This is a genomic window from Nigerium massiliense (assembly GCF_000826085.1).
Lineage (GTDB): Bacteria > Actinomycetota > Actinomycetes > Propionibacteriales > Propionibacteriaceae > Propioniciclava > Propioniciclava massiliense.
On sequence record NZ_CCYM01000003.1, the window covers coordinates 1,304,952 to 1,324,256 of the forward strand.

At 68.9% G+C, this 19,305-nt stretch carries 15 protein-coding genes, 1 tRNA gene and 1 pseudogene; 13 read left to right on the plus strand and 4 right to left on the minus strand.

Features of this window, described 5'->3' with window-relative positions:
• Window positions 1-505: 505 nt before the first annotated feature.
• Window positions 506-1,972, plus strand: a complete 1,467-nt coding sequence (locus BN1187_RS12490; protein WP_082034693.1) for a sugar transferase — start codon at window positions 506-508, stop codon at window positions 1,970-1,972.
• An 88-nt stretch (window positions 1,973-2,060) separates the two neighbouring features.
• Here BN1187_RS12490 and rfbA read toward each other — a convergent pair whose 3' ends face one another.
• Window positions 2,061-2,930: a glucose-1-phosphate thymidylyltransferase RfbA gene (gene rfbA / locus BN1187_RS12495; protein WP_040162188.1), complete on the minus strand. Its 870-nt coding sequence runs from the start codon at window positions 2,928-2,930 to the stop codon at window positions 2,061-2,063.
• An 87-nt stretch (window positions 2,931-3,017) separates the two neighbouring features.
• Here rfbA and rfbB point away from each other — a divergent pair, with 87 nt between their 5' ends.
• The 8 genes from rfbB to BN1187_RS12535 all read left to right on the plus strand — a co-directional run bounded on the left by rfbB (window position 3,018) and on the right by BN1187_RS12535 (window position 11,473).
• Window positions 3,018-4,016 carry a dTDP-glucose 4,6-dehydratase gene (rfbB, locus tag BN1187_RS12500; protein ID WP_040162191.1) on the plus strand — a complete coding sequence of 333 codons (999 nt, stop codon included), beginning with the start codon at window positions 3,018-3,020 and terminating at the stop codon, window positions 4,014-4,016.
• 39 nt (window positions 4,017-4,055) lie between these two features.
• On the plus strand, window positions 4,056-5,450 hold the full coding sequence (locus BN1187_RS12505) for a sugar nucleotide-binding protein (protein ID WP_040162194.1): 1,395 nt from the start codon (window positions 4,056-4,058) through the stop codon (window positions 5,448-5,450).
• A gap of 73 nt (window positions 5,451-5,523) precedes the next feature.
• The gene (locus tag BN1187_RS12510; protein ID WP_040162197.1) at window positions 5,524-6,714 is read left to right on the plus strand and encodes a DUF1015 family protein; all 1,191 of its coding nucleotides are present in this window, start codon (window positions 5,524-5,526) and stop codon (window positions 6,712-6,714) included.
• A 116-nt stretch (window positions 6,715-6,830) separates the two neighbouring features.
• Entirely contained in the window at window positions 6,831-7,661 is an 831-nt protein-coding gene (locus BN1187_RS12515) for a D-hexose-6-phosphate mutarotase (protein ID WP_040163295.1), read from the plus strand.
• Window positions 7,662-7,802: 141 nt separating this feature from the next.
• Window positions 7,803-9,308 (plus strand): acetyl-CoA hydrolase/transferase family protein, encoded by a 1,506-nt coding sequence (locus tag BN1187_RS12520; RefSeq protein ID WP_040162202.1) that lies wholly within the window; start codon window positions 7,803-7,805, stop codon window positions 9,306-9,308.
• Window positions 9,309-9,408: 100 nt separating this feature from the next.
• The gene (locus BN1187_RS12525) at window positions 9,409-10,116 is read left to right on the plus strand and encodes a hypothetical protein (RefSeq protein WP_040162204.1); all 708 of its coding nucleotides are present in this window, start codon (window positions 9,409-9,411) and stop codon (window positions 10,114-10,116) included.
• A 38-nt stretch (window positions 10,117-10,154) separates the two neighbouring features.
• Window positions 10,155-10,745, plus strand: coding sequence for a type II toxin-antitoxin system PemK/MazF family toxin (locus BN1187_RS12530; protein WP_040162207.1), 591 nt, complete (start codon window positions 10,155-10,157; stop codon window positions 10,743-10,745).
• A 275-nt stretch (window positions 10,746-11,020) separates the two neighbouring features.
• Window positions 11,021-11,473 (plus strand): DUF2087 domain-containing protein, encoded by a 453-nt coding sequence (locus BN1187_RS12535; RefSeq protein WP_040162209.1) that lies wholly within the window; start codon window positions 11,021-11,023, stop codon window positions 11,471-11,473.
• Window positions 11,474-11,477: 4 nt separating this feature from the next.
• Here the strand turns inward: BN1187_RS12535 and BN1187_RS12540 are convergent.
• Window positions 11,478-11,551, minus strand: a tRNA-Gly gene (locus tag BN1187_RS12540).
• 241 nt (window positions 11,552-11,792) lie between these two features.
• Here BN1187_RS12540 and BN1187_RS12545 point away from each other — a divergent pair.
• Window positions 11,793-12,290: a PH domain-containing protein gene (locus BN1187_RS12545; RefSeq protein WP_040162211.1), complete on the plus strand. Its 498-nt coding sequence runs from the start codon at window positions 11,793-11,795 to the stop codon at window positions 12,288-12,290.
• Window positions 12,287-14,092 carry a PH domain-containing protein gene (locus BN1187_RS12550; RefSeq protein ID WP_040162214.1) on the plus strand — a complete coding sequence of 602 codons (1,806 nt, stop codon included), beginning with the start codon at window positions 12,287-12,289 and terminating at the stop codon, window positions 14,090-14,092. Before BN1187_RS12545 ends, BN1187_RS12550 begins: the two co-directional genes overlap by 4 nt.
• Before the next feature lie 590 nt (window positions 14,093-14,682).
• On the opposite strand, the gene galE is transcribed toward BN1187_RS12550, so the two are convergent.
• On the minus strand, window positions 14,683-15,654 hold the full coding sequence (galE, locus tag BN1187_RS12555) for a UDP-glucose 4-epimerase GalE (RefSeq protein WP_040162217.1): 972 nt from the start codon (window positions 15,652-15,654) through the stop codon (window positions 14,683-14,685).
• A 52-nt stretch (window positions 15,655-15,706) separates the two neighbouring features.
• On the opposite strand from galE, the pseudogene ppgK reads away from it, so the two are divergent.
• Window positions 15,707-16,522, plus strand: a pseudogene (ppgK, locus tag BN1187_RS12560) (polyphosphate--glucose phosphotransferase); the annotation flags it as partial.
• Window positions 16,523-16,737: 215 nt separating this feature from the next.
• Here ppgK and argS read toward each other — a convergent pair.
• Window positions 16,738-18,375, minus strand: coding sequence for an arginine--tRNA ligase (argS, locus tag BN1187_RS12565; RefSeq protein ID WP_040162220.1), 1,638 nt, complete (start codon window positions 18,373-18,375; stop codon window positions 16,738-16,740).
• A 97-nt stretch (window positions 18,376-18,472) separates the two neighbouring features.
• Here argS and BN1187_RS12570 point away from each other — a divergent pair, with 97 nt between their 5' ends.
• On the plus strand, window positions 18,473-19,294 hold the full coding sequence (locus BN1187_RS12570; RefSeq protein ID WP_040162223.1) for an aldo/keto reductase: 822 nt from the start codon (window positions 18,473-18,475) through the stop codon (window positions 19,292-19,294).
• Window positions 19,295-19,305: the final 11 nt, after the last annotated feature.

Consider the following 19,305-nt stretch of genomic DNA (forward strand, 5'->3'; position numbering starts at 1 on the left):
CGACCGGCGTCGGGCGGCCCGCATAATTGCGTTCCCGAAAACGAATTTGCATTGACAATTCAACCGCGAATATCTCCGATAAACTTTCACTTTTAGTCCCCCCAGTGGGTGACACAAACATTTTCGCATCGGATCCCTGCCTATTTCCGCACCCTGTCACCCGCGCGGGTGACAGCGGCCAAAAAGCGAACCCGCGGGCGCGACACCCGGCATCACCCGGCTCCGGGCGCGACCGCAGATTCTTCCGTCCAGATCCCCGGCTGGCCACAAAAGAGCCTGTGACAACGGCGTCACCGAACGTCTGGACGCCAGTCCGAGCCCGTCCCACCGTCGGCCAGGTTCGCGACACACTGATCTTGTAATGGGAAATGGGGACATTTGTCGTATTGCCAAACGGCCCGTTCAGCGGCCATACTGAAAGAGCAAACGGCCCACCGTTATGACCAGTCGCGCTGACCATCGCGACGCGGGGGGCCAAGAACCATGGGTTCCGGGGGGAACACCGATGACCTTAGATTTCCGTACCAGCGCGCGCTCAGAGGCGCTGCGCTCCAAGTGGACCGCCCAGCGCGACTCGACGGCTCGCGAAGTCTCTGTCTTCCTTGTGGTCGATCTGCTCGCGATCACCATCGCCACGGTGGTGGCGGCCAACTTCCGCAACGCCGTCAACATCTTCCAGCAGCCCCCGTCGGACGAGTACATGACTCCGATGGGGCTCATCATCCTCGCCGTCTGGTTCGGCATGCTCGTCGCCTTCGGCGCCTACCGCCTCAAGCGGACGGGTGCCGGCACCAGCGAGTACGTCTCCGTGCTCAACGCCTCGCTCATCGCGGCGGGCGCGATCGGCATCATCGCCTTCCTGTTCCAGTGGACGCTGTCGCGCGGCTACTTCCTGCTGCTCTTCGCGATCGGCATCCCGCTGCTGCTGCTGGGCCGCTTCACGCTGCGCCGTGTGCTGCACCGGCTGCGCCGCAACGGCAAGATGATGACGCCGACCCTGGTGGCGGGCAGCCGCGACCACATCGAGGACGTCCTGCGCGTCCTGAAGCGCGAGCCGTGGCTCGGCTACGAGGTCATCGGCGCCCTGCCGAGTGACTCCTACGAGGACGAGACGCCGTCCGGCCTGCCGATCGTCGGTACTCCCGAGGACGCCGTGCTCGCCATCCGCGAGACCGGCGCCGGCGCGGTGATCTTCGCCGAGGGGTCGTTCCCCCGCGCCAAGATGTTCAACCGCATGGCACGCGCACTGGAAGACCAGCGGGCCCGCATGATCGTGGTGCCGGCCCTGACCGACATCTCCGCCGAGCGCGTGAACGTGCGCCCCGTCGCCGGCCTGCCGCTCGTCCACATCGAGCGGCCGCGCGCCGAACGCGCCGGCAAGTGGTTCAAGCGCGCGTTCGACATCGTGGGCTCGAGCCTCATCATCCTGGTCGCGTCGCCGATCATGGCGGCGGTCGCCCTGGCGATCAAGATCGACGACGGCGGCCCCGTCATGTTCCGCCAGATCCGCACGGGCTACCGCGGGCGTCCGTTCTACTGCCTCAAGTTCCGTTCGATGTGCCTGGACGCCGAGGCGAAGCTCGCCGAGCTCCGCAGCCAGAACGAGGGCAACGGCGTGCTGTTCAAGATGAAGCACGACCCGCGCATCACCCGCGTGGGCCGCGTCACCCGCAAGCTCTCGCTCGACGAGCTGCCGCAGCTGTTCAACGTCCTGCGCGGCGACATGAGCCTGGTCGGCCCGCGCCCGGCGCTGCCCAGCGAGGTCGAGCAGTACGAGCAGCACGTCCGCCGTCGCCTGGACGTCCGCCCCGGCATGACCGGCCTGTGGCAGGTCTCCGGCCGCTCCAACCTGTCGTGGGAGGACACCGTCCGCCTCGACCTGTACTACGTCGACAACTGGTCGATGCTGCAGGACCTGTCGATCCTGTTCCGCACCTTCGGCGCTGTCGTCGAATCCCGCGGCGCCGCCTGATCGCCCCGGTCTTCGTCGTCCTCCGAAGCCACGTCGGCCCCCGTCCGCACCGGACGGGGGCCGACGTTCGTCTTGGTTCTCGGCGTCCTCAGCGCTGCTGGGCGAGGACCTCCAGCAGGTACGTGCCGTAGCCCGACTTCGTCAGGCGCTCGGCGCGCTGGCGCAGCCCGTCGTCGTCCAGGAAGCCCATCCGCCAGGCGACCTCTTCGGGGCAGCCGACCTGCAGCCCCTGGCGGGCCTGGATGGTGCGGACGAAGTTGCTGGCGTCGTTGAGGGAGTCGAACGTTCCGGTGTCGAGCCAGGCCGTCCCCCGCGGCAGGACGCCGACGCTCAGCTTCCCCTGCTCGAGGTAGACGCGGTTCACGTCGGTGATCTCGTACTCGCCGCGCGCCGAGGGCTTGAGGTCCGCGGCGATGTCGACGACGTCCTGGTCGTAGAAGTACAGGCCGGGGACCGCGTAGTTCGACTTGGGCTGCTTCGGCTTCTCCTCGATCGAGAGCGCTTTCCCCGCGTCATCGAACTCCACCACCCCGTAGGCGGTGGGGTCGCTGACCCAGTAGGCGAAGACGGCGGCGCCGTCCACGTCGGAGAAGCTCGCCAGCTGCCGGCCGAGACCCGGGCCGTAGAAGATGTTGTCGCCGAGGACGAGCGCGGCCTTCTCGCCGCGGACGAAGTCGGCCCCGATGGTGAATGCCTGAGCCAGGCCCTTGGGCTCCGGTTGCACGGCGTAGGTCAACGAGATGCCGAACTGTGACCCGTCGCCGAGCAACCGCCGGAACGCGTCCTGCTCGTGTGGTGTCGTGATCACCAAGACGTCCTTGATGCCCGCGAACATCAGCGTCGACAAGGGGTAATAGATCATCGGCTTGTCGTACACCGGCACGAGCTGCTTCGAGTTGGCCTGGGTGATGGGGTGCAGGCGGGTACCGGAGCCGCCCGCCAGAATGATTCCACGCATAAGACCAGCATGCCGGACGGTGAGTCGACGCCACCACCGCGGGGGCCATTTGTCGCGGCGACCACCCCCTGTTTTAGGATGGTGCTTATGGGGACTTATCTCGTCACCGGCGGCGCCGGTTTCATCGGCAGTAACTTCGTCCGGAAGATCATCGAGACCACCGACCATCAGGTCATCGTGCTGGACGCCATGACGTACGCCGGCAACCGCGCTTCGCTGGACGGTCTGGACCCCGACCGCTTCGAGCTCGTGGTGGGCAACATCTGCGACGCCGAGGTCGTCGACCCGCTGGTCGCCGCGTCCGACGTCGTCGTCCACTTCGCCGCCGAGTCGCACAACGACAACTCGCTCAACAACCCGTACCCGTTCATCGAGACGAACCTGATCGGCACGTACACGCTCCTGCAGGCCGTCCGCCAGCATGAGAAGCGGTACCACCACATCTCCACCGATGAGGTGTACGGCGACCTCGAGCTGGACGATCCCGAGCGCTTCCACGAGACGACGCCCTACAACCCCTCGAGCCCGTACTCGTCCACCAAGGCGGGCTCCGACCTGCTGGTTCGCGCCTGGGTCCGCTCCTTCGGCGTCCAGGCCACCATCTCGAACTGCTCCAACAACTACGGCCCGCGCCAGCACGTGGAGAAGTTCATCCCGCGGCAGATCACCAACGTGATCGACGGCGTCCGGCCGAAGCTCTACGGCGCCGGCGAGAACGTCCGCGACTGGATCCACGTCGATGACCACAACTCCGCGGTGCTGCGCATCATCGAGGCCGGCAAGATCGGTGAGACCTACCTCATCGGCGCCGACGGCGAGATGAACAACAAGTCGGTCATCGAGATGATCCTGCGGCTCATGGGCAAGCCCGCGGACGCCTACGACCACGTCAACGACCGTCCGGGCCACGACATGCGCTACGCCATCGACTCGACCCGGCTGCGCACCGAGCTCGGCTGGCAGCCCGAGTACCGCGACTTCGAGTCCGGCCTCGCCGCCACCATCGACTGGTACCGAAGCAACGAGGCCTGGTGGCGTCCTCAGAAGGACGCGACCGAGGCGAAGTACGCCAAGTCCGGGCAGTGAACCCCGGATCATCCAGGACCACCCCAGGAGACACGACCCGTGACTGACCTCAGCGTCCACACGACCCCGATCCCGGGCGTGTTGGTCATCGACCTGCCCCTGCACGGGGATTCCCGCGGCTGGTTCAAGGAGAACTGGCAGCGCGCCAAGATGGTCGCCCTCGGGCTGCCCGACTTCGCGCCGGTGCAGAACAACATGAGCTACAACGAGGAGGCCGGCGTCACCCGCGGCCTGCACGCCGAGCCGTGGGACAAGCTGATCTCGCTCGCCACCGGACGCATCCTCGGCGCCTGGGTCGACCTGCGCGAGGGGCCGTCCTTCGGGCAGACGTTCACGCTCGAGATGGGGCCCGAGAAGGCCGTCTACATCCCGCGCGGCGTCGCCAACGGCTACCAGGCCCTCGAACCCAAGACGACCTACTCCTACCTGGTCAACGACCACTGGAGCCCCGAGGCGAAGAAGTCCTACACGTTCGTCAACCTGGCCGACGAGACCGTCGGCATCGACTGGCCGATCCCGCTGGACCGGGCCATCGTCTCCGACGCCGACAAGGCGCACCCGAAGCTGGCCGACGTGACGCCGTTCCCGGGGCCCCGCACGGTCATCGTGGGCGCCTCCGGTCAGCTCGGCCAGGCGCTGCAGAAGGTGCTGCCGGACGCCGACGCGCTGACCCAGGACGATCTCGACCTCACGGACGCGGACGCCGTCGCTTCCTACCCCTGGTCGGGCGTCACGACGATCATCAACGCGGCGGCCTACACCGCCGTCGACGTCGCCGAGACCGAGTCGGGGCGCATCGCGGCGTGGAAGATCAACGTCGAGGCCGTCGCGCGGCTGGCCGAGGTGGCCCGCGCGAACCGGGCCACGCTCGTGCACATCTCCACCGACTACGTCTTCGACGGCACGAGCACCGACCACGACGAGGACGAGGCGCTCAGCCCGCTGGGCGTCTACGGCCAGACGAAGGCCGCGGCCGACGTCATCGTGGCGACGGTGCCGAGGCACTACGTGGTGCGCACGTCCTGGGTGATCGGCGAGGGCACGAACTTCGTCCGGACGATGGCGGGCCTGGCCGCCAAGGGCGTCAAGCCGAGCGTGGTCGACGACCAGTACGGCCGGCTCACGTTCACCGACGACCTGGCCCGGGGCATCGTCCACCTGGTCGAGTCCGGCGCGCCGTTCGGCACCTACAACCTGACCTCGCAGGGCCCGATCGTCACCTGGTGCGACGTCGCCAAGCGGGTCTACGAGCTGACCGGTCACTCCGCGGACGACGTGTCCCCCACGTCCACCGAGGAGTACGGCCGGGGCAAGCAGATGGCGCCGCGGCCGACGCACAGCGTCCTGCGCCTCGACAAGATCCAGGCCGCCGGCTTCGAGCCGGTCGACGGGGACGAGGCGCTCGTCGCGTACCTGCAGGCCGAGCGGGCCTGAGCGCCGGGGCCGCGGCCTCCTGTCATGCGAGACGCCCCGGCTAGCCCGGACGCATCCTCGTAGGCTCGCCCTCATGCCTCGTTTCCTGCCGTTCCGTGCTGTCCGCTTCGCGCCGGGGACCGATCTCGACTCCGTGATCGCGCCCCCGTACGACGTGCTGTCCCCCGGCGATGTCACCGAGCTGGCCGGGCGCAGCGAGCATAACATCGTCCACGTGGACGTCCCGCGCGGCGAGGGCGACCGCTACGGCGCCGCCCGCGACCAGTGGAACTCCTGGGAGGAGGCGGGCGTCACGGTCCGCGAGGAGGAGCCCAGCTTCACCATCTACCGCATGCGGTTCGTCGACTCGCACGGCGTCGAGCGCGACGTCGCCGGCGTGCTGGGCGGGCTGGAGGTCGTCGACGAGGGCGCCGGCGGCGTCCTGCCCCACGAGCGCACCACCCCGAAGGCGAAGACCGACCGCCTCGACCTGACCCGGGCGACGGCGACGAACATGTCCCCGGTGTGGGGGCTGTCGCTGGCGCACGGGCTGACGGACCTGCTGCGCGAACCCGGCGAGGAGGTCGGGCGGCTCGAGGTCGAGGGCGTCACGCACATCGTGGAGCGGGTCACCGACGCCGAGCGGCTGCGCGCGATCACCGACCTGCTGGCGTCCGACGACGTCCTCATCGCCGACGGCCACCACCGCTACGCGATCTCGCGCACCTATCGCGACGAGGTGCGGGAGGCGACCGGCCGCGCCGACTCCGCCGCCGAAGAGACGCTGGCCTTCGTCAACGAGCTGGTCGACCATCAGCTGTCCATCGAGGCGATCCACCGCATCTACCCCGGCGCCGACCCGCAGCGCCTGCGTGAGGAGCTGGCCGCGTCCTTCGACCTGACGCCGGCCCCGCGCCCCACGCCGGAGACCCTGCGCGAGATGGTCGCCTCCGACCGCATGATGCTGGTCACCGCGTCGGGAGCCGAGTGGCTGGCACCGAAGGACGGCGCGTTCGACGGCGTCCGCGCGCTGGACGGCGCCTACCTCGAGCACGCGCTGGCCGAGCTCGACCCCGACGTCGACTACCAGCACGGCCTCGATCACGTGCTGGAGCGCGTCGACTCGGGCGAAATCGCGGCCGCGGTGCTCATCCGGCCGACCTCGCTGGTGGAGATCCAGCGCACCGCGCGCGAGGGTCTGCTGATGCCCCCGAAGTCGACGTTCTTCACGCCCAAACTGCGCACCGGCTTCGTCGTCCGCCCCACGGAACCGCTGCCGCACTGAATCGTGCGTGGGTGATGCGGCCTGACGCGGCTGGGCAATAGGCTGGGCCGACAAGAGCGAAACCCAAGGAGGGGTATCTCATGTCGATCGAGGAGACCAGCAACCCACTTCACGGTGTGGAAGCAAGCCCGGGGTCCGGCCACTACGGCGTCTACGACCTCGGTGCCCACGTCTGGAGTTACACCCCCGACGGCGCCAAGCCCGTGCTGTGGATGAGCGAGAAATCCGCCTTCGAGGAGGGCAGCCCGATCCGCGGCGGCATCCCCATCGTGTTCCCCTGGTTCGCCGCCGGTCCCGATGGGACGAAGGCCCCCGCCCACGGCTTCGGCCGGATCTCCACATGGCACCGCAGCGACATCAAGGACACGATCGAGCAGGACGGCCGCCTCATCGTCGAGTACGAACTCGACGACAAGATGTCGGGCGACCAGGCCGAGTTCCCCCACCGCTACACGGCGTACGTGCGCGTGAAGTTCACCCCCGAGTACCTGCAGGTCGGCATGATGGTGAGCAATGACGGCGACGAGCCGTTCACCTTCGAGAACGCCTTCCACACCTACCTCACCGTCGGCGACGTCCGTCAGGTGAGCGTCGAGGGCCTGGACGGCTGCGACTACCTCGACCGCGCCGCCGGCGCCGAGAAGCTCGAGCGCACCCAGACCGGCCCGGTCACGATCACGGCCGAGACCGACCGGCTCTACACGCACAAGGACACCGTCGTCCTGACCGACCCCGTCCTCGATCGCCGCATCACGGTCTCGAAGACCGGCTCGGCCAACACCGTCGTCTGGAACCCGTGGGTGGCCAAGTCCGCCGCGATGCCCGACTTCGGCGACGACGAGTGGACAGGGATGATCTGCATCGAGGCCGCCAACGCCCTCGACAACGCAATCACGCTGCGTCCCGGCGAGACCCACACGATGCGCCAGCGCATCGCGCTCGGCTGAGCGCGCACGACGACGCGGCCCGCCCGACCCACGGTGGTCCTGCGCGCCGCTCCGCTTCCTCGCTCCGAGAGCCAGGGAGGCGGCGGGCCCGGTCGCCCGGTACATTACGAGGTAACACACATCAGTTCAGGGAGGAAGTTGATGTCGCGCATCCGCAGCGATAAGTACCGCAGCAAGGTCATGAGCGCCGACGAGGCAGCCAAGATCATCAACAACGGGGACAACATCGGTCTCAGTGGGTTCACCGGGTCGGGCTACCCGAAGGTCGTCCCGGTCGCGCTGGCGCGTCGCATCAGCGAGACCCGCGAGCGCGGCGATGAGCTCCGCGTCAGCCTGTTCACCGGCGCGTCCACCGCGCCCGAGCTCGACGGCGAGCTCGCGGCCACCGGCGGCGTCGCCATGCGCATGCCGTACCAGTCCGACCCCCAGATGCGCGACGCCATCAACAAGGGCATCTCGGAGTACTACGACGTGCACCTGTCCCACTCCGGCCCGCAGGTCCGCGCCGGGTTCTGGGGCAACCTCGACGTGGCGATCATCGAGGTGAGCATCATCAAGGAGGACGGCACCGTCGTCCCGTCGTCCTCGGTGGGCAACAACAACGTCTGGCTCGAGAAGGCCGACAAGATCATCCTCGAGGTGAACTCCTGGCAGTCCGAGGATCTCGAGGGCATGCACGACATCTACTCGATGCACCTGCCGCCCAACAACAACCCGATCCCGCTGCTGGAGGCGGGGAGCCGCATCGGCACCACGTTCTACGACATCGACCCCGAGCGCGTCGTGGCCGTCGTCGAATCCGATCAGCCCGACCGCAACAGCCCCTTCAAGCCGCTCGACGACCAGTCGAAGGCCATCGCCGGCAACTTCCTCGACTTCCTCGCCAACGAGGTGAAGCAGGGCCGCATGCCCGACAATCTGCTGCCGCTGCAGTCGGGCGTCGGCAACATCGCCAACGCGGTGCTCGCCGGCCTTCTGGACGGCCCGTTCGAGAAGCTGACGTCCTACACCGAGGTCATCCAGGACGGCATGGTCGACCTGATCGACGCCGGCAAGCTGACCGTGGCGTCCGCGACCGCGTTCTCGCTGTCCCCCGAGGCGGCCGAGCGCATGAACGACAAGGCCGCGTTCTACCGCGAGCACATCGTGCTGCGTCCGCAGGAGATCTCGAACAACCCCGAGGTCATCCGCCGGCTCGGCGTCGTGTCCTGCAACGGCCTGATCGAGGCCGACCTGTTCGGCAACGTGAACTCCACGCACATCATGGGCACCCGCATGCAGAACGGCATCGGCGGCTCGGGCGACTTCACCCGCAACGCGTACATCAGCTGCTTCGTGTCGCCGTCCGTCGCCAAGGGCGGGGACATCTCCTGCATCGTGCCGATGGTCTCCCACGTCGACCACACCGAGCACGACGCGATGGTCATCATCACCGAGCAGGGCGTCGCCGACCTACGCGGGCTGTCGCCGAAGCAGCGCGCGCAGCAGGTCATCGACAACTGCGCCCACCCCGACTACAAGCCGATGCTCCAGGACTACCTGGAGCGCGGCCTGAAGGAGGCCAAGGGCAAGCACACGCCGCACGTGATGAGCGAGGCGCTGAGCTGGCACACCCGCATGCTCGAGACGGGCTCGATGAAGGCCTGAGCGAACACGCTGGGCGAGGGGCGTCGGTTGCGACCGGCGCCCCTCGCGTCGTCTCCGCCCGGGTCTGCCTAGACTGGGGCCGGACTTTCCGAGGAGGACGATGACCGACGCCCGCGAGCACGACGACGCCACCCCAGCGGACGCCTCCGCCGCGTCCGCGCCGAAGGACGGCGTCTCGTCGATGCGCACCGACGCCGCGACGCTGAGCGCGCCGGTGGGTACCGCGGAGGCGGCCGCCCAGGCCGGACGCGCCGGCGCTACCGAGGCCGATCCGCACGCGGTGGCGCGCGTCGGGGCGTCCGACCTGAACCCCAAGACCGGCGAGCCGCGCCGACCGTGGTACGTGTGGGCGCCGGCCGTGCTGCTGCTGGCCGGGGCGGCGCTCGCGGTCGCCGGGCTCCTGCTCACGTTCTGGATCAGCGTCGACCGGTTCGCCGAGGCGTCCTGGCTGAACGGGGCGGTGCCGAGCGAGCCGGGTGGCGGCATCCGGGTGATGCTCGTGCTGGCGCAGGTCGCGCTGGTGTTGCTGGTCGCCGCGCTGGCCTCGATCGCCGCCCACTACTCCTGGGCGGGTTACGCCTGGCCGCGTTGGTGGGCCCTCGCCGCGACCGCCGCGGCGCTGAGCCTGCTGATGATCAACCCCCTCGCCAGCTGGGCGATCGCCCCGATCGCGCTCGCGGCGCTGCTGCTGTGGACGCCGCCGCTGCGCCGGTTCGCGGATCGCTGGTGGGAGCACCGCCATCCCGTCGTTCCCGCGCCCGAGCGCGCCAAGGACGTCGTCTACGGGCCGCTGCCCCGGTTCCGGTAGCGACCGCGAAGCACCTCCCGAGCCGAAGGAGATCAGCCGTGAGCCCCACCAACAACCAGCTCGTCGCGTCACTGGGACGCATCGTGTCCGCCGGACTGCGCGCGAGCATCCGGGTGGCCGAGCGGATCAGCCGGCAGAACCACACACGCGGCCGCCAGGCCCCGCGCGCCCAGCGTCCACGCCCGACGAACCTGACCCGCCGGGCAGGACGCGTCGGCGCGCCCAGCTACCCGGGCGACTTCCGCGGACGGCCGGACGTCAGCTACAACCCCCAACCCGGCGAGACCGCCGACCCCGGCGAGGTCGTGTGGACGTGGGTTCCCTACGAGGAGGACCACTCCCGCGGCAAAGACCGCCCCGTGCTGCTCATCGGGCGCGACGGACAGTGGCTGCTCGGGCTCCCCCTCACGAGCAAGGACCACGACCGCGACGAGCAGCAGAAGGCCCGCGAGGGCCGACACTGGGCAGACGTCGGCACCGGCCCGTGGGACCGCTCGGGGCGTCCGAGCGAGGCGCGGCTCGACCGCATCGTCCGGGTCGACCCGGACGCCGTCCGCCGGGTCGGCGGCGTCCTGCCACGGGACGTCTTCGACGACGTCATCGCGCAGATGGAGAACCTGCTGAGCTGAGTCGCGGCACGCGCTCGCTCCTCCGCCGGGGGTCGGCTGGCCCGGCCTCATTGCCGTGATCAGTCCTGGCGGAGGCTGCCTGCCCTGAAACACCCCGCTGACGGGTGAGCAGACTCGGTTTCCGCTAGGCTGCCCAGCACGGCGTGCCCAACGCCGAGCGCGTCGGTGGCCCAGCCCCAGCGACAGGTCGCGAAGGGGAGCACATTCTCGGGCGCATCGCATCGTGCCAACCTCGTGGCGTCGACGGCTGGGTTCGGGTGCCCGAAAGGTTGCAGATGACTGCCGACTCCGACTTCAAGAAGCTCGTCCGCGCCCGCATGGCCGAGACCGGCGAGACCTACACGTCCGCGCGGGCGGCGATGATCGCCGACCGAGAGCAGGCCGAGCGGTTCCGGGCCAAGACACTGCGCTCGTTCTTCCGCGACGGACGCCTCGCCAGCATCCCGGTCAAGCGGCGTGCCCGAGTGATCGTGCTGCTCGAGTTGCTCGGCGCGTTCGAGCCGGGCACGGACTATCCCGAGAAGCAGGTCAACGAGATCCTCTCCCGCGTCCATGAAGACGTCGCCTACCTGCGACGCGAGCTCGTGGACTACGGATTCCTGCGGCGCGCCAACGGCATCTACCGTCTTGCGGACGAGGTCCCTGAACGGGGACACACGGTGACCGGGGAAGTGCCGCCCGACGAGGCCAGACTCTTCGCGCGTGCGACTGGACAGAACAACCAGTGAGGAGTGGAGCGGGCGACGGGAATCGAACCCGCGTGTCCAGCTTGGGAAGCTGGCGCTCTACCATTGAGCTACGCCCGCGTGCCGTCAGGCAACTCCGACAGTCTAGCCGCTAGCCGTTCCCCTCGCACACCCGGGCGCTCTGGATGCCTTCGTCCGCCACTCACCCGGCGGCCCGTCCCTTGCCCGGGCACCCGGCCCGCACACCCAGGGCCAATGAGCGCTGACACACCTCGCTCGAAGGGACGCCGACTGCGAGCGGATGCTCCCCGAGGAACCCTCCCCGGCCTGGTCCGACCAGGCTGCCGCTAGGCTGACCGGCATGTCCGACGTCGACCTGTTCACTCCACCTGGCGGCACCTGGCACCGGCTCTCGCCGAAGTACGCCACGGTCTGCCGCATCGGCGCGACGATCGGGTGCCTGGCCGTGTTCGTCCCGGTGGCGGTCGCCGGGTGGCTCATCTGGCGGCAGTGGTGGATCCCCGCGACGGTGGCCACCGTGGGCGCCGCGTGGTGGGCGTGGCGGTTCGTCCGCGCCGGGAAGTGGGTCGCGTCCTGGGGGTACGCCCAGCGCGACGCCGATCTGTGCGTCCGCCGCGGGCTCTGGTCGAAGGAGTTGCTGGTCGTCCCGTTCGGCCGCATGCAGATGGTGAAGGTCAACTCCGGACCGCTGTTGCGCGCGTTCGGCCTGGCCCGAGTTCAGTTGGTGACGGCCAGCGCGACGACGGACGCCGTCATCCCCGGCGTCCCGCGCGACGAGGCCGCCGAGCTGCGCGACCGGCTGATCGAGCTCTCCGATGCCAAGGGGGCCGGCGTATGACGAACCCCAGTCGCGACATCGAGGAGCCCGGCGAGCCCGCCCGTCTCGAGCACTCCGGTTCCGAGCTTCCGAGCGACTCGCCTCCGCGGGACGGGAGCGACGTCCCTGTCCCCTCGTCCCAACAAGACGACCGGTCGACCGTCGTGGTCGAGGAGCGCGCGCACCCGGCCAGCCCGCTCGTCCAGCTGTGGCTGCTCGTGGTGGCGGCGGCGTGGTTCATCCTGCAGGAGTTCGTGCAGGGCAACCGCTTCGACCAGATCCGAGACTTCCGCTTCGGCGAGGTGCCCTGGTTCGCCTGGGCCGTGATCGGCTTCGGGCTGATCTCGCTGGCCGCGGGATACTGGGGCTGGTGGACGACGAAGTTCGTCATCGACGACAAGGAACTGCGCATCGAGAACACCGGCGCGTTCACCGAGAGCAAGCGCATCGCGTTCAACCGCATCCAGGGCGTCGACATCACCCAGCCGTTCGCCGCCCGCCTGCTCGGCCTCGCCCAGCTCACCATCGACGTCGGCGCCAGCGGCGACTCTGGCACGAAGCTGTCGTTCCTGACCCGCAAGCGCGCCGGGGAGATCCGCGAGCAGCTGCTCGCCCGGGCGCACGCCGCCCGCTCCGGGAACGCTCGCCCAGGGGCAGCACCGACGTCGGGCGTCACCGAGGGGCCCAGGCCAGACGGTGCCGTCACCGGCGGGTTCTCGCCGGCGCGGGCCGCGACCGACAATCTGGTGGGCACGGCGAGCCCGACCGCCGGAACCTGGCCGTCGCCCTCCCCCGGCGTGCAGGCGACGCCGCCGCTTCCGGCGTCCATTTTGGCGGAGCGACAGGCGGGACCCGAATCCGGGACCTCCGCCTGGGACGACCTCGGGCGCGACGACCGGGTGCTCGTCCGGCTCAACCCCGGGGAGCTGATCGTCGGCGCGCTGCTGTCGATCGAGCTGTGGGTGATGCTGCTGTTCTTGCTGGTGCCGGTGATCATCGGCATCGTCATCGACCAGCCGCTGGTCGCGGGCGGCGGCTTCATCCCGATGGTGCTCGCCGTATTCGGCTACTTCTCGAACCGGGTCGTCAAGCAGTTCAACTTCACCCTGGCCGACACCGCGTCCGGGCTGCGCATCACCCGCGGCCTGACCAGCCTCACCAGCCAGACCATCCCCGTCCACCGGGTGCAGTCGCTACGGATCAGCCAGCCGATCATGTGGCGGCTCCTCGGTCGGTTCAAGATCCACATGGTCGTGCTCGGCGCCGCAGATCTGAGCTCCGAGGACGGCGGCGCCAGCAGCTCGGTGCTGCTGCCCGTCGGGGACGCCCACCAGGTCGACATCGCCCTGCACGCGGTCTGGCCTGGGGTCGAGCTGGAGCGGCTGCAGTTCACCGGGCCGCCCGCACGCGCCCGCTGGCTCGACCCGCTCGCGCACAGCTGGATGGGCTACGCCGTCAACGACGAGGTGGTCGTCGTGCGCAACGGCTTCTTCACCCGCCACAGCGCGGTCATCCCGCACGCGCGTATCCAGTCGACCCACCTGCATCAGGGGGTTCTGAGCCGTCGCCTGAACGTCGCCGGGGTGCAGCTCGCCACCACCGAGGCCCTCTCGCTCAGCAACTTCATCGACCACTTGGACGGTCCCCTGGCCCGGCAATTGGTGTTCGACGAGATGGATCGCGCCCGGGACGCCCGCACCGCCGAGCTGTTCGAACCCACGCCCTCGGCCGAGCTGTTCGACCCCAACCGCCCGGCTGAGCAGTTCGACCCCACCCGCTCGGAGGAGCTGGATGGATCGCGCCCGGGACGCCCGCCCGGCTGAGCTGTTCGAACCCACCCGCCCAGCCGAGTCGCAGGACTCGCGACGGGGACGCGAAGCATAACGGGATTATCCTGCCACTAGATTTTCGCCCTCTTTGAGCAAATCGCCCTGACAAGCATCGTTGCTTCAGGAGCCGGAGACGCCGTGAAACTAGTGGCAGGATAATCCCGTTATGAAATGGCCGTCAGGGGTTTGGGCGCAGCGAGAAACCCTGAAGGGCGGACAGAACCCCAGATGGCGGCGCTGGAGTCGGGCATCACCCCGGGATAGCGGCTTGCTGGGTGGGAATGACCCGGATCCACCGCCCGGATTGTCGGGGCTTGCCCAGATCAGCCGCACCGAGGGTCGGGAATGATCCAGATCAGCGGTCCCGAGGGTCGGGACTTGCCCAGATCCGCCGCCCCGAGAGTTGGGAACGGCCCGGATCAACCGCCCCCGAGTCGGGATCGACCCAGAACAGCCCAAGGTCGGGACTGACCAGATCCGCCGCCCCGAGGTTCGCGAGAACCCGCATAGCCGCGCTGACCGTCGGGCATGACCCCCCCTCAACGGCCCGCAGGTCGAGCACGCCAGGAAGACTGGGCAGCCGCTCAGCTCCGGTGGGCGATCCGCGCGGACCACGCGGAGCGAACCATCTGATCCACGTCCCAGCGCATGGTCCAGTCGAGGTCACGGGCAGCGAGATCACCGTTCGCGACGATGCGGTCGGGGTCCCCGGCACGGCGGGGGCCGATGGTGGGGGTGAAGTCGTGGTCGGTGTTCGCGGCCATGGCGTCCATGATCTGCCGCACGCTGAGCCCCTCGCCCGACCCCAGGTTGTAGGCGGGCAGCAGGTCCCGCCCGTCCATGAGCGCCTTCGCGGCGGCGACGTGCGAGATCGCCAGGTCCCCGACGTGGACGTAGTCGCGCACGCAGGTGCCGTCGGGGGTGTGGTAATCGTCGCCGTTGATGCGCGGGGTGCGGCCGTCGAGCAGCGCCTCGATCACGATCGGGAACAGGTTGTGCGGGCTGGAGTCGTACACCTCGTCGGTCGCCGACCCCACCACGTTGAAGTAGCGCAGGCACACGGCCCGCAGCGACGGCCGGGCGCGCACCTGGTCGGCGGCGAGCCACTCCCCGATGAGCTTGGTCTCGCCGTACGGCGACTCGGGGTGCAGTGGCTGGTCCTCGGTGACGAGGTCGACGTCCGGCGTCCCGTAGACGGACGCCGACGAGCTGAACACGTACCGCTCGACCCCGGCGCGGGCCATGGCCTCGAGCATCGAGACGGTGCCGGTGACGTTCTGGGTGTAGGTGTGCAGGGGACGCTCGACCGACACCCCGGCGTACTTGAAGCCGGCGATGTGCATGACGCCGTCACACCGGTGCTCGGTCAGGATCTGCTCGACGAGAGCGGTGTCGGTGATGTCACCCTCGACGAACGCGACGCCGTCGGGGATGAACTCGGCGTGCCCCGAGGAGAGATTGTCGATCACCACCGGCGTGATGCCTTCGTCCAGGAACGCCCGCACCACGTGCGCCCCGATGTAACCCGCACCGCCCGTCACCAACCACGTCGTCATGGGACAAGCGTAAACCAGGGTCCGCACCATCCGGCGTCGCTAGGCTGAGCCCATGGCTCCACGACATGTGCTCGGCATCGACATCGGCGGCTCCGGCATCAAGGGCGCACCGGTCGACCTGACCAAGGGCGAGTTCGCCACCGAACGGTTGCGGATCGACACCCCGAAGAAGTCCACCCCCGCGAACGTCGCCAAGGTCGTCAAGGAGATCGTCGACCACTTCTCCGGCGAGATCGGCGACGGTCCGATCGGCATCACGATCCCCGCGATCGTCGCCCACGGCGTCACGCGCTCGGCGGCGAACATCGACAAGTCCTGGATCGACACCAAGGCCGAGGAGATCTTCGAGGACGTCCTGGGCCGCCCGATCCTCCTCGTCAACGACGCGGACGCCGCAGGCATCGCCGAGGCGCGCTACGGCGCGGCCAAGGACCACCCCGGCCTCGTCATCATGACGACGCTCGGCACGGGCATCGGCAGCGCGATCATCAACCGAGGCGTCCTGGTGCCGAACAGCGAGCTCGGCCACCTCGAGATCGACGGCAAGGACGCGGAGAAGCAGGCGGCGGCGTCCGTCAAGGAGAAGAAGGGGCTCTCCTACGACGAGTGGGTGCCGCTGCTGCAGCGCTACTACGAGACCGTCGAGTTCCTGTTCTCCCCCGACCTCTTCGTCGTCGGCGGCGGGGTCAGCAAGAAGGCGGAGAAGTTCCTGCCGAAGCTGAAGCTGAACACCCCGATCGTCGCCGCGCAGCTGTTGAACGCCGCCGGCATCGTCGGGGCCGCCTGGCTCGCCCAGGACCGCGCCGAGAACCCCGACCCGCTCGCCCACCTCGACGTGAAGAAGGCGGCCAAGAAGCAGCCGGACGCAACCAAGATCCCGAAGAAGAAGGACGTCGCGGCCGGCACGCCCGTCACGGATATGAACAGCCCCGGCAAGGCCTCGAAGTCAAAGTAACCTCGGCGAGGTGGGTGCCCGTCAATGCCGACGCGGCATCCACCTCGTGGCGCACGCCCGGCGAGTTGCCGCGGCGGTGTGAGGACGCCGCCGCCCGAGCCTGAGCGCAGCCGACGGCGCCTCGCGCCTCACATGCGTTCGGGAGCGACGATCCCCAGCAGGTCCAGCCCGGACGCCAGAACCTTCTTCGTCGCCGCGCACAGCGCCAGCCGCGACGAGCGAACCTCGCCGTCGGACTTGAGCACCGGGCACTGCTCGTAGAACACGCTCATCGCGGTGGCCAGGTCGTAGAGGTACCCGCACAGCTTGTGCGGCTGCAGGTTCTCGCCCACCTCGGCGACGATCTCGCCGTAGCGCGACAGCAACAGCGCGAGCGTCTGCTCAGCCGGCTCGTCGAGGACGGTGACCTGCGGCGTCCACTCGATGCCCTGCTCCTCGGCGTTGCGCAGGATGCGGCTGGCGCGGGCGTGCGCGTACTGCAGGTAGGGCCCCGTATTGCCGGTGGTGGCGGTCATGCGCTCGACGTCGAACACGTAGTCCTTGTGCAGGGAGTTCGACAGGTCGGCGTACTTCACCGCGGCCATCGCCACCGGCCGGTCCGCGACCTCCTCGGCCGTATCCAGCAGCGACTGCAGCGTGACGGTGCCGCCCTCGCGGGTGCGCAGCATGTGACCGTCCTTGCCCAACACCGAGCCGAAGCCGACGTGTTCGGCGCGGACGCCGTCGGGCAGGTAGCCGGCCATGCGCGCGACGGCGAAGACCTGCTCGAAGTGGTAGGCCTGCGGCGATCCGACGACGTAGATGATGCGGTTCGCGCCGAGATCGCTCACGCGGTGCCGGATCGCGGCCAGGTCGGTCGTGGCGTACCCATAACCGCCGTCAGACTTCTGCACGATCAGCGGCGTCTCGAAGCCCTCGACGAAAACGCACAGGGCCCCCTTGTCGCGCACCGCGATGCCCCGGTCGACGAGGTCGGCCACGACGAGTGGCAGGTCGTCGTTGTACGTCGACTCCCCGGCCAGGTCGTCGTCGGTGAGCCGGACGCCCAGCCGCTCGTAGGTCTCGTTGAAGCCCCGCTTCGACACCTCGATGAGCGCCTGCCAGATCTCGCGGGTCTGCGGATCTCCGGACTGCAGCGCGACCACCCGGTGGCGGGCGGCGTCGGCGAACCCTTCGTCGCTCTTGAAGTGCGCCTGCGCGCGCCGGTACAGGGCGACGGAGTCGTCGAGGGTCATCTGAGTGGCATCGGCGCCCTCGAACAAGATCTGCTCGACGAGCATGCCGAACTGGGTTCCCCAGTCGCCGATGTGGTTCTGCGGCTTGACCCGGTTGCCCTGCGCGGTCAGCACCCGGTTGAAGCAGTCGCCGATGATCGTTGAGCGCAGGTTGCCCACGTGCATGGGCTTGGCCACGTTCGGGGCGGAATAGTCGATGACGATCTTGTCGGGCCGATCGGTGACGTCGATGCCCGTGTTCGGGTCGGCCAGCAGCTCGGTGGCGACGCGGGCCAGCACGTCCGCCTTGATGCGGAAGTTGATGAAACCCGGGCCCGCGACCTCCAGCGGCTCACACAGGTCGGAGACATCGATGCGATCGACGAGGTCCTGCGCGACCTCGCGCGGCGGGCGTCCCTCCTGCTTCGCCAGGCGCAGCGCCACGTTGGACTGGAAGTGGCCGAACTGGGGCTTGGTGGCGGGCCGCATCTCGGGATCGATACCGGCGGCGTCCTGCACGCGTGCGGTCAGCAGGGAAGGGAGAGACAACATAGCGATCATTCTTTCACGTCCCCGAAAGGCACTAACGTTGCACCCACAGCCTTGAACACCCCGGCCCCGCGGCCACCGATCGACGGAGAGAGACATCATGACTGCCGTGCCCGCCATCGCCCTGAACGACGGCCACACGATCCCCCAGCTGGGGCTCGGGGTATGGAGGATGACGCCTGAGGAATGCCGGGCGTCCGTCGCGCACGCCCTCGAGGTCGGCTACCGGCACATCGACACCGCGTCCTTCTACGAGAACGAGGAGGCGGTCGGCCAGGCCGTCGCATCCTCGGGCATCGCGCGCGACGAGATCTTCGTGACCACCAAGCTCGGCAACGACCGGCACACGGACGCCCCCGCCGCGCTGCGCGAGTCGCTCGACAAGCTGGGCCTCGACCGGGTCGACCTGTACCTGATCCACTGGCCGGTGCCGAGCCGCCAGTCCTTCGTGCAGGCGTGGCAGTCGCTGATCGAGCTGCGCGACCAGGGCCTGGCCACCTCCATCGGCGTTTCGAACTTCAACGAGGACCACCTGCTGCGCATCATCGAGGAGACCGGCGTCGCGCCGGCCGTCAACCAGATCGAGGCGCACCCGTCCTTCGCCCGGTTCGACCAGCTGCAGATCCACGCGACGCACCAGATCGTCACCGAGTCGTGGTCGCCGCTCGGGCGCGGCGAAGATCTGGACTCCGACATCGTGCACACCATCGCCGAGCGCACCGGCAAGACCCCGGCCCAGGTGGTGCTGCGCTGGCACATCCAGCGCGGTCTCGTCGTCATCCCGAAGTCGGTGACGCCGGCGCGCATCGACGAGAACATCGACATCTTCGACTTCGAGCTGACCGAAGCCGACATGCGCGCGATGCACGAGCTCGACAAGAAGAAGCGGATGGGCCCCGACCCCCGCGTCCACGGCGCCTGATCGACGGGGGT

Excerpts from the sequence above, each read along its gene's own strand:
- argS (WP_040162220.1), bottom strand. The coding sequence starts at position 18,375 with ATGTTGTCTCTCCCTTCCCTGCTGACCGCACGCGTGCAGGACGCCGCC.
- rfbA (WP_040162188.1), bottom strand. The coding sequence starts at position 2,930 with ATGCGTGGAATCATTCTGGCGGGCGGCTCCGGTACCCGCCTGCACCCC.
- BN1187_RS12510 (WP_040162197.1), top strand. The coding sequence starts at position 5,524 with ATGCCTCGTTTCCTGCCGTTCCGTGCTGTCCGCTTCGCGCCGGGGACC.
- BN1187_RS12535 (WP_040162209.1), top strand. The coding sequence starts at position 11,021 with ATGACTGCCGACTCCGACTTCAAGAAGCTCGTCCGCGCCCGCATGGCC.
- BN1187_RS12525 (WP_040162204.1), top strand. The coding sequence starts at position 9,409 with ATGACCGACGCCCGCGAGCACGACGACGCCACCCCAGCGGACGCCTCC.
- BN1187_RS12520 (WP_040162202.1), top strand. The coding sequence starts at position 7,803 with ATGTCGCGCATCCGCAGCGATAAGTACCGCAGCAAGGTCATGAGCGCC.
- BN1187_RS12570 (WP_040162223.1), top strand. The coding sequence starts at position 18,473 with ATGACTGCCGTGCCCGCCATCGCCCTGAACGACGGCCACACGATCCCC.
- rfbB (WP_040162191.1), top strand. The coding sequence starts at position 3,018 with ATGGGGACTTATCTCGTCACCGGCGGCGCCGGTTTCATCGGCAGTAAC.
- BN1187_RS12545 (WP_040162211.1), top strand. The coding sequence starts at position 11,793 with ATGTCCGACGTCGACCTGTTCACTCCACCTGGCGGCACCTGGCACCGG.
- BN1187_RS12550 (WP_040162214.1), top strand. The coding sequence starts at position 12,287 with ATGACGAACCCCAGTCGCGACATCGAGGAGCCCGGCGAGCCCGCCCGT.
- galE (WP_040162217.1), bottom strand. The coding sequence starts at position 15,654 with ATGACGACGTGGTTGGTGACGGGCGGTGCGGGTTACATCGGGGCGCAC.
- BN1187_RS12490 (WP_082034693.1), top strand. The coding sequence starts at position 506 with ATGACCTTAGATTTCCGTACCAGCGCGCGCTCAGAGGCGCTGCGCTCC.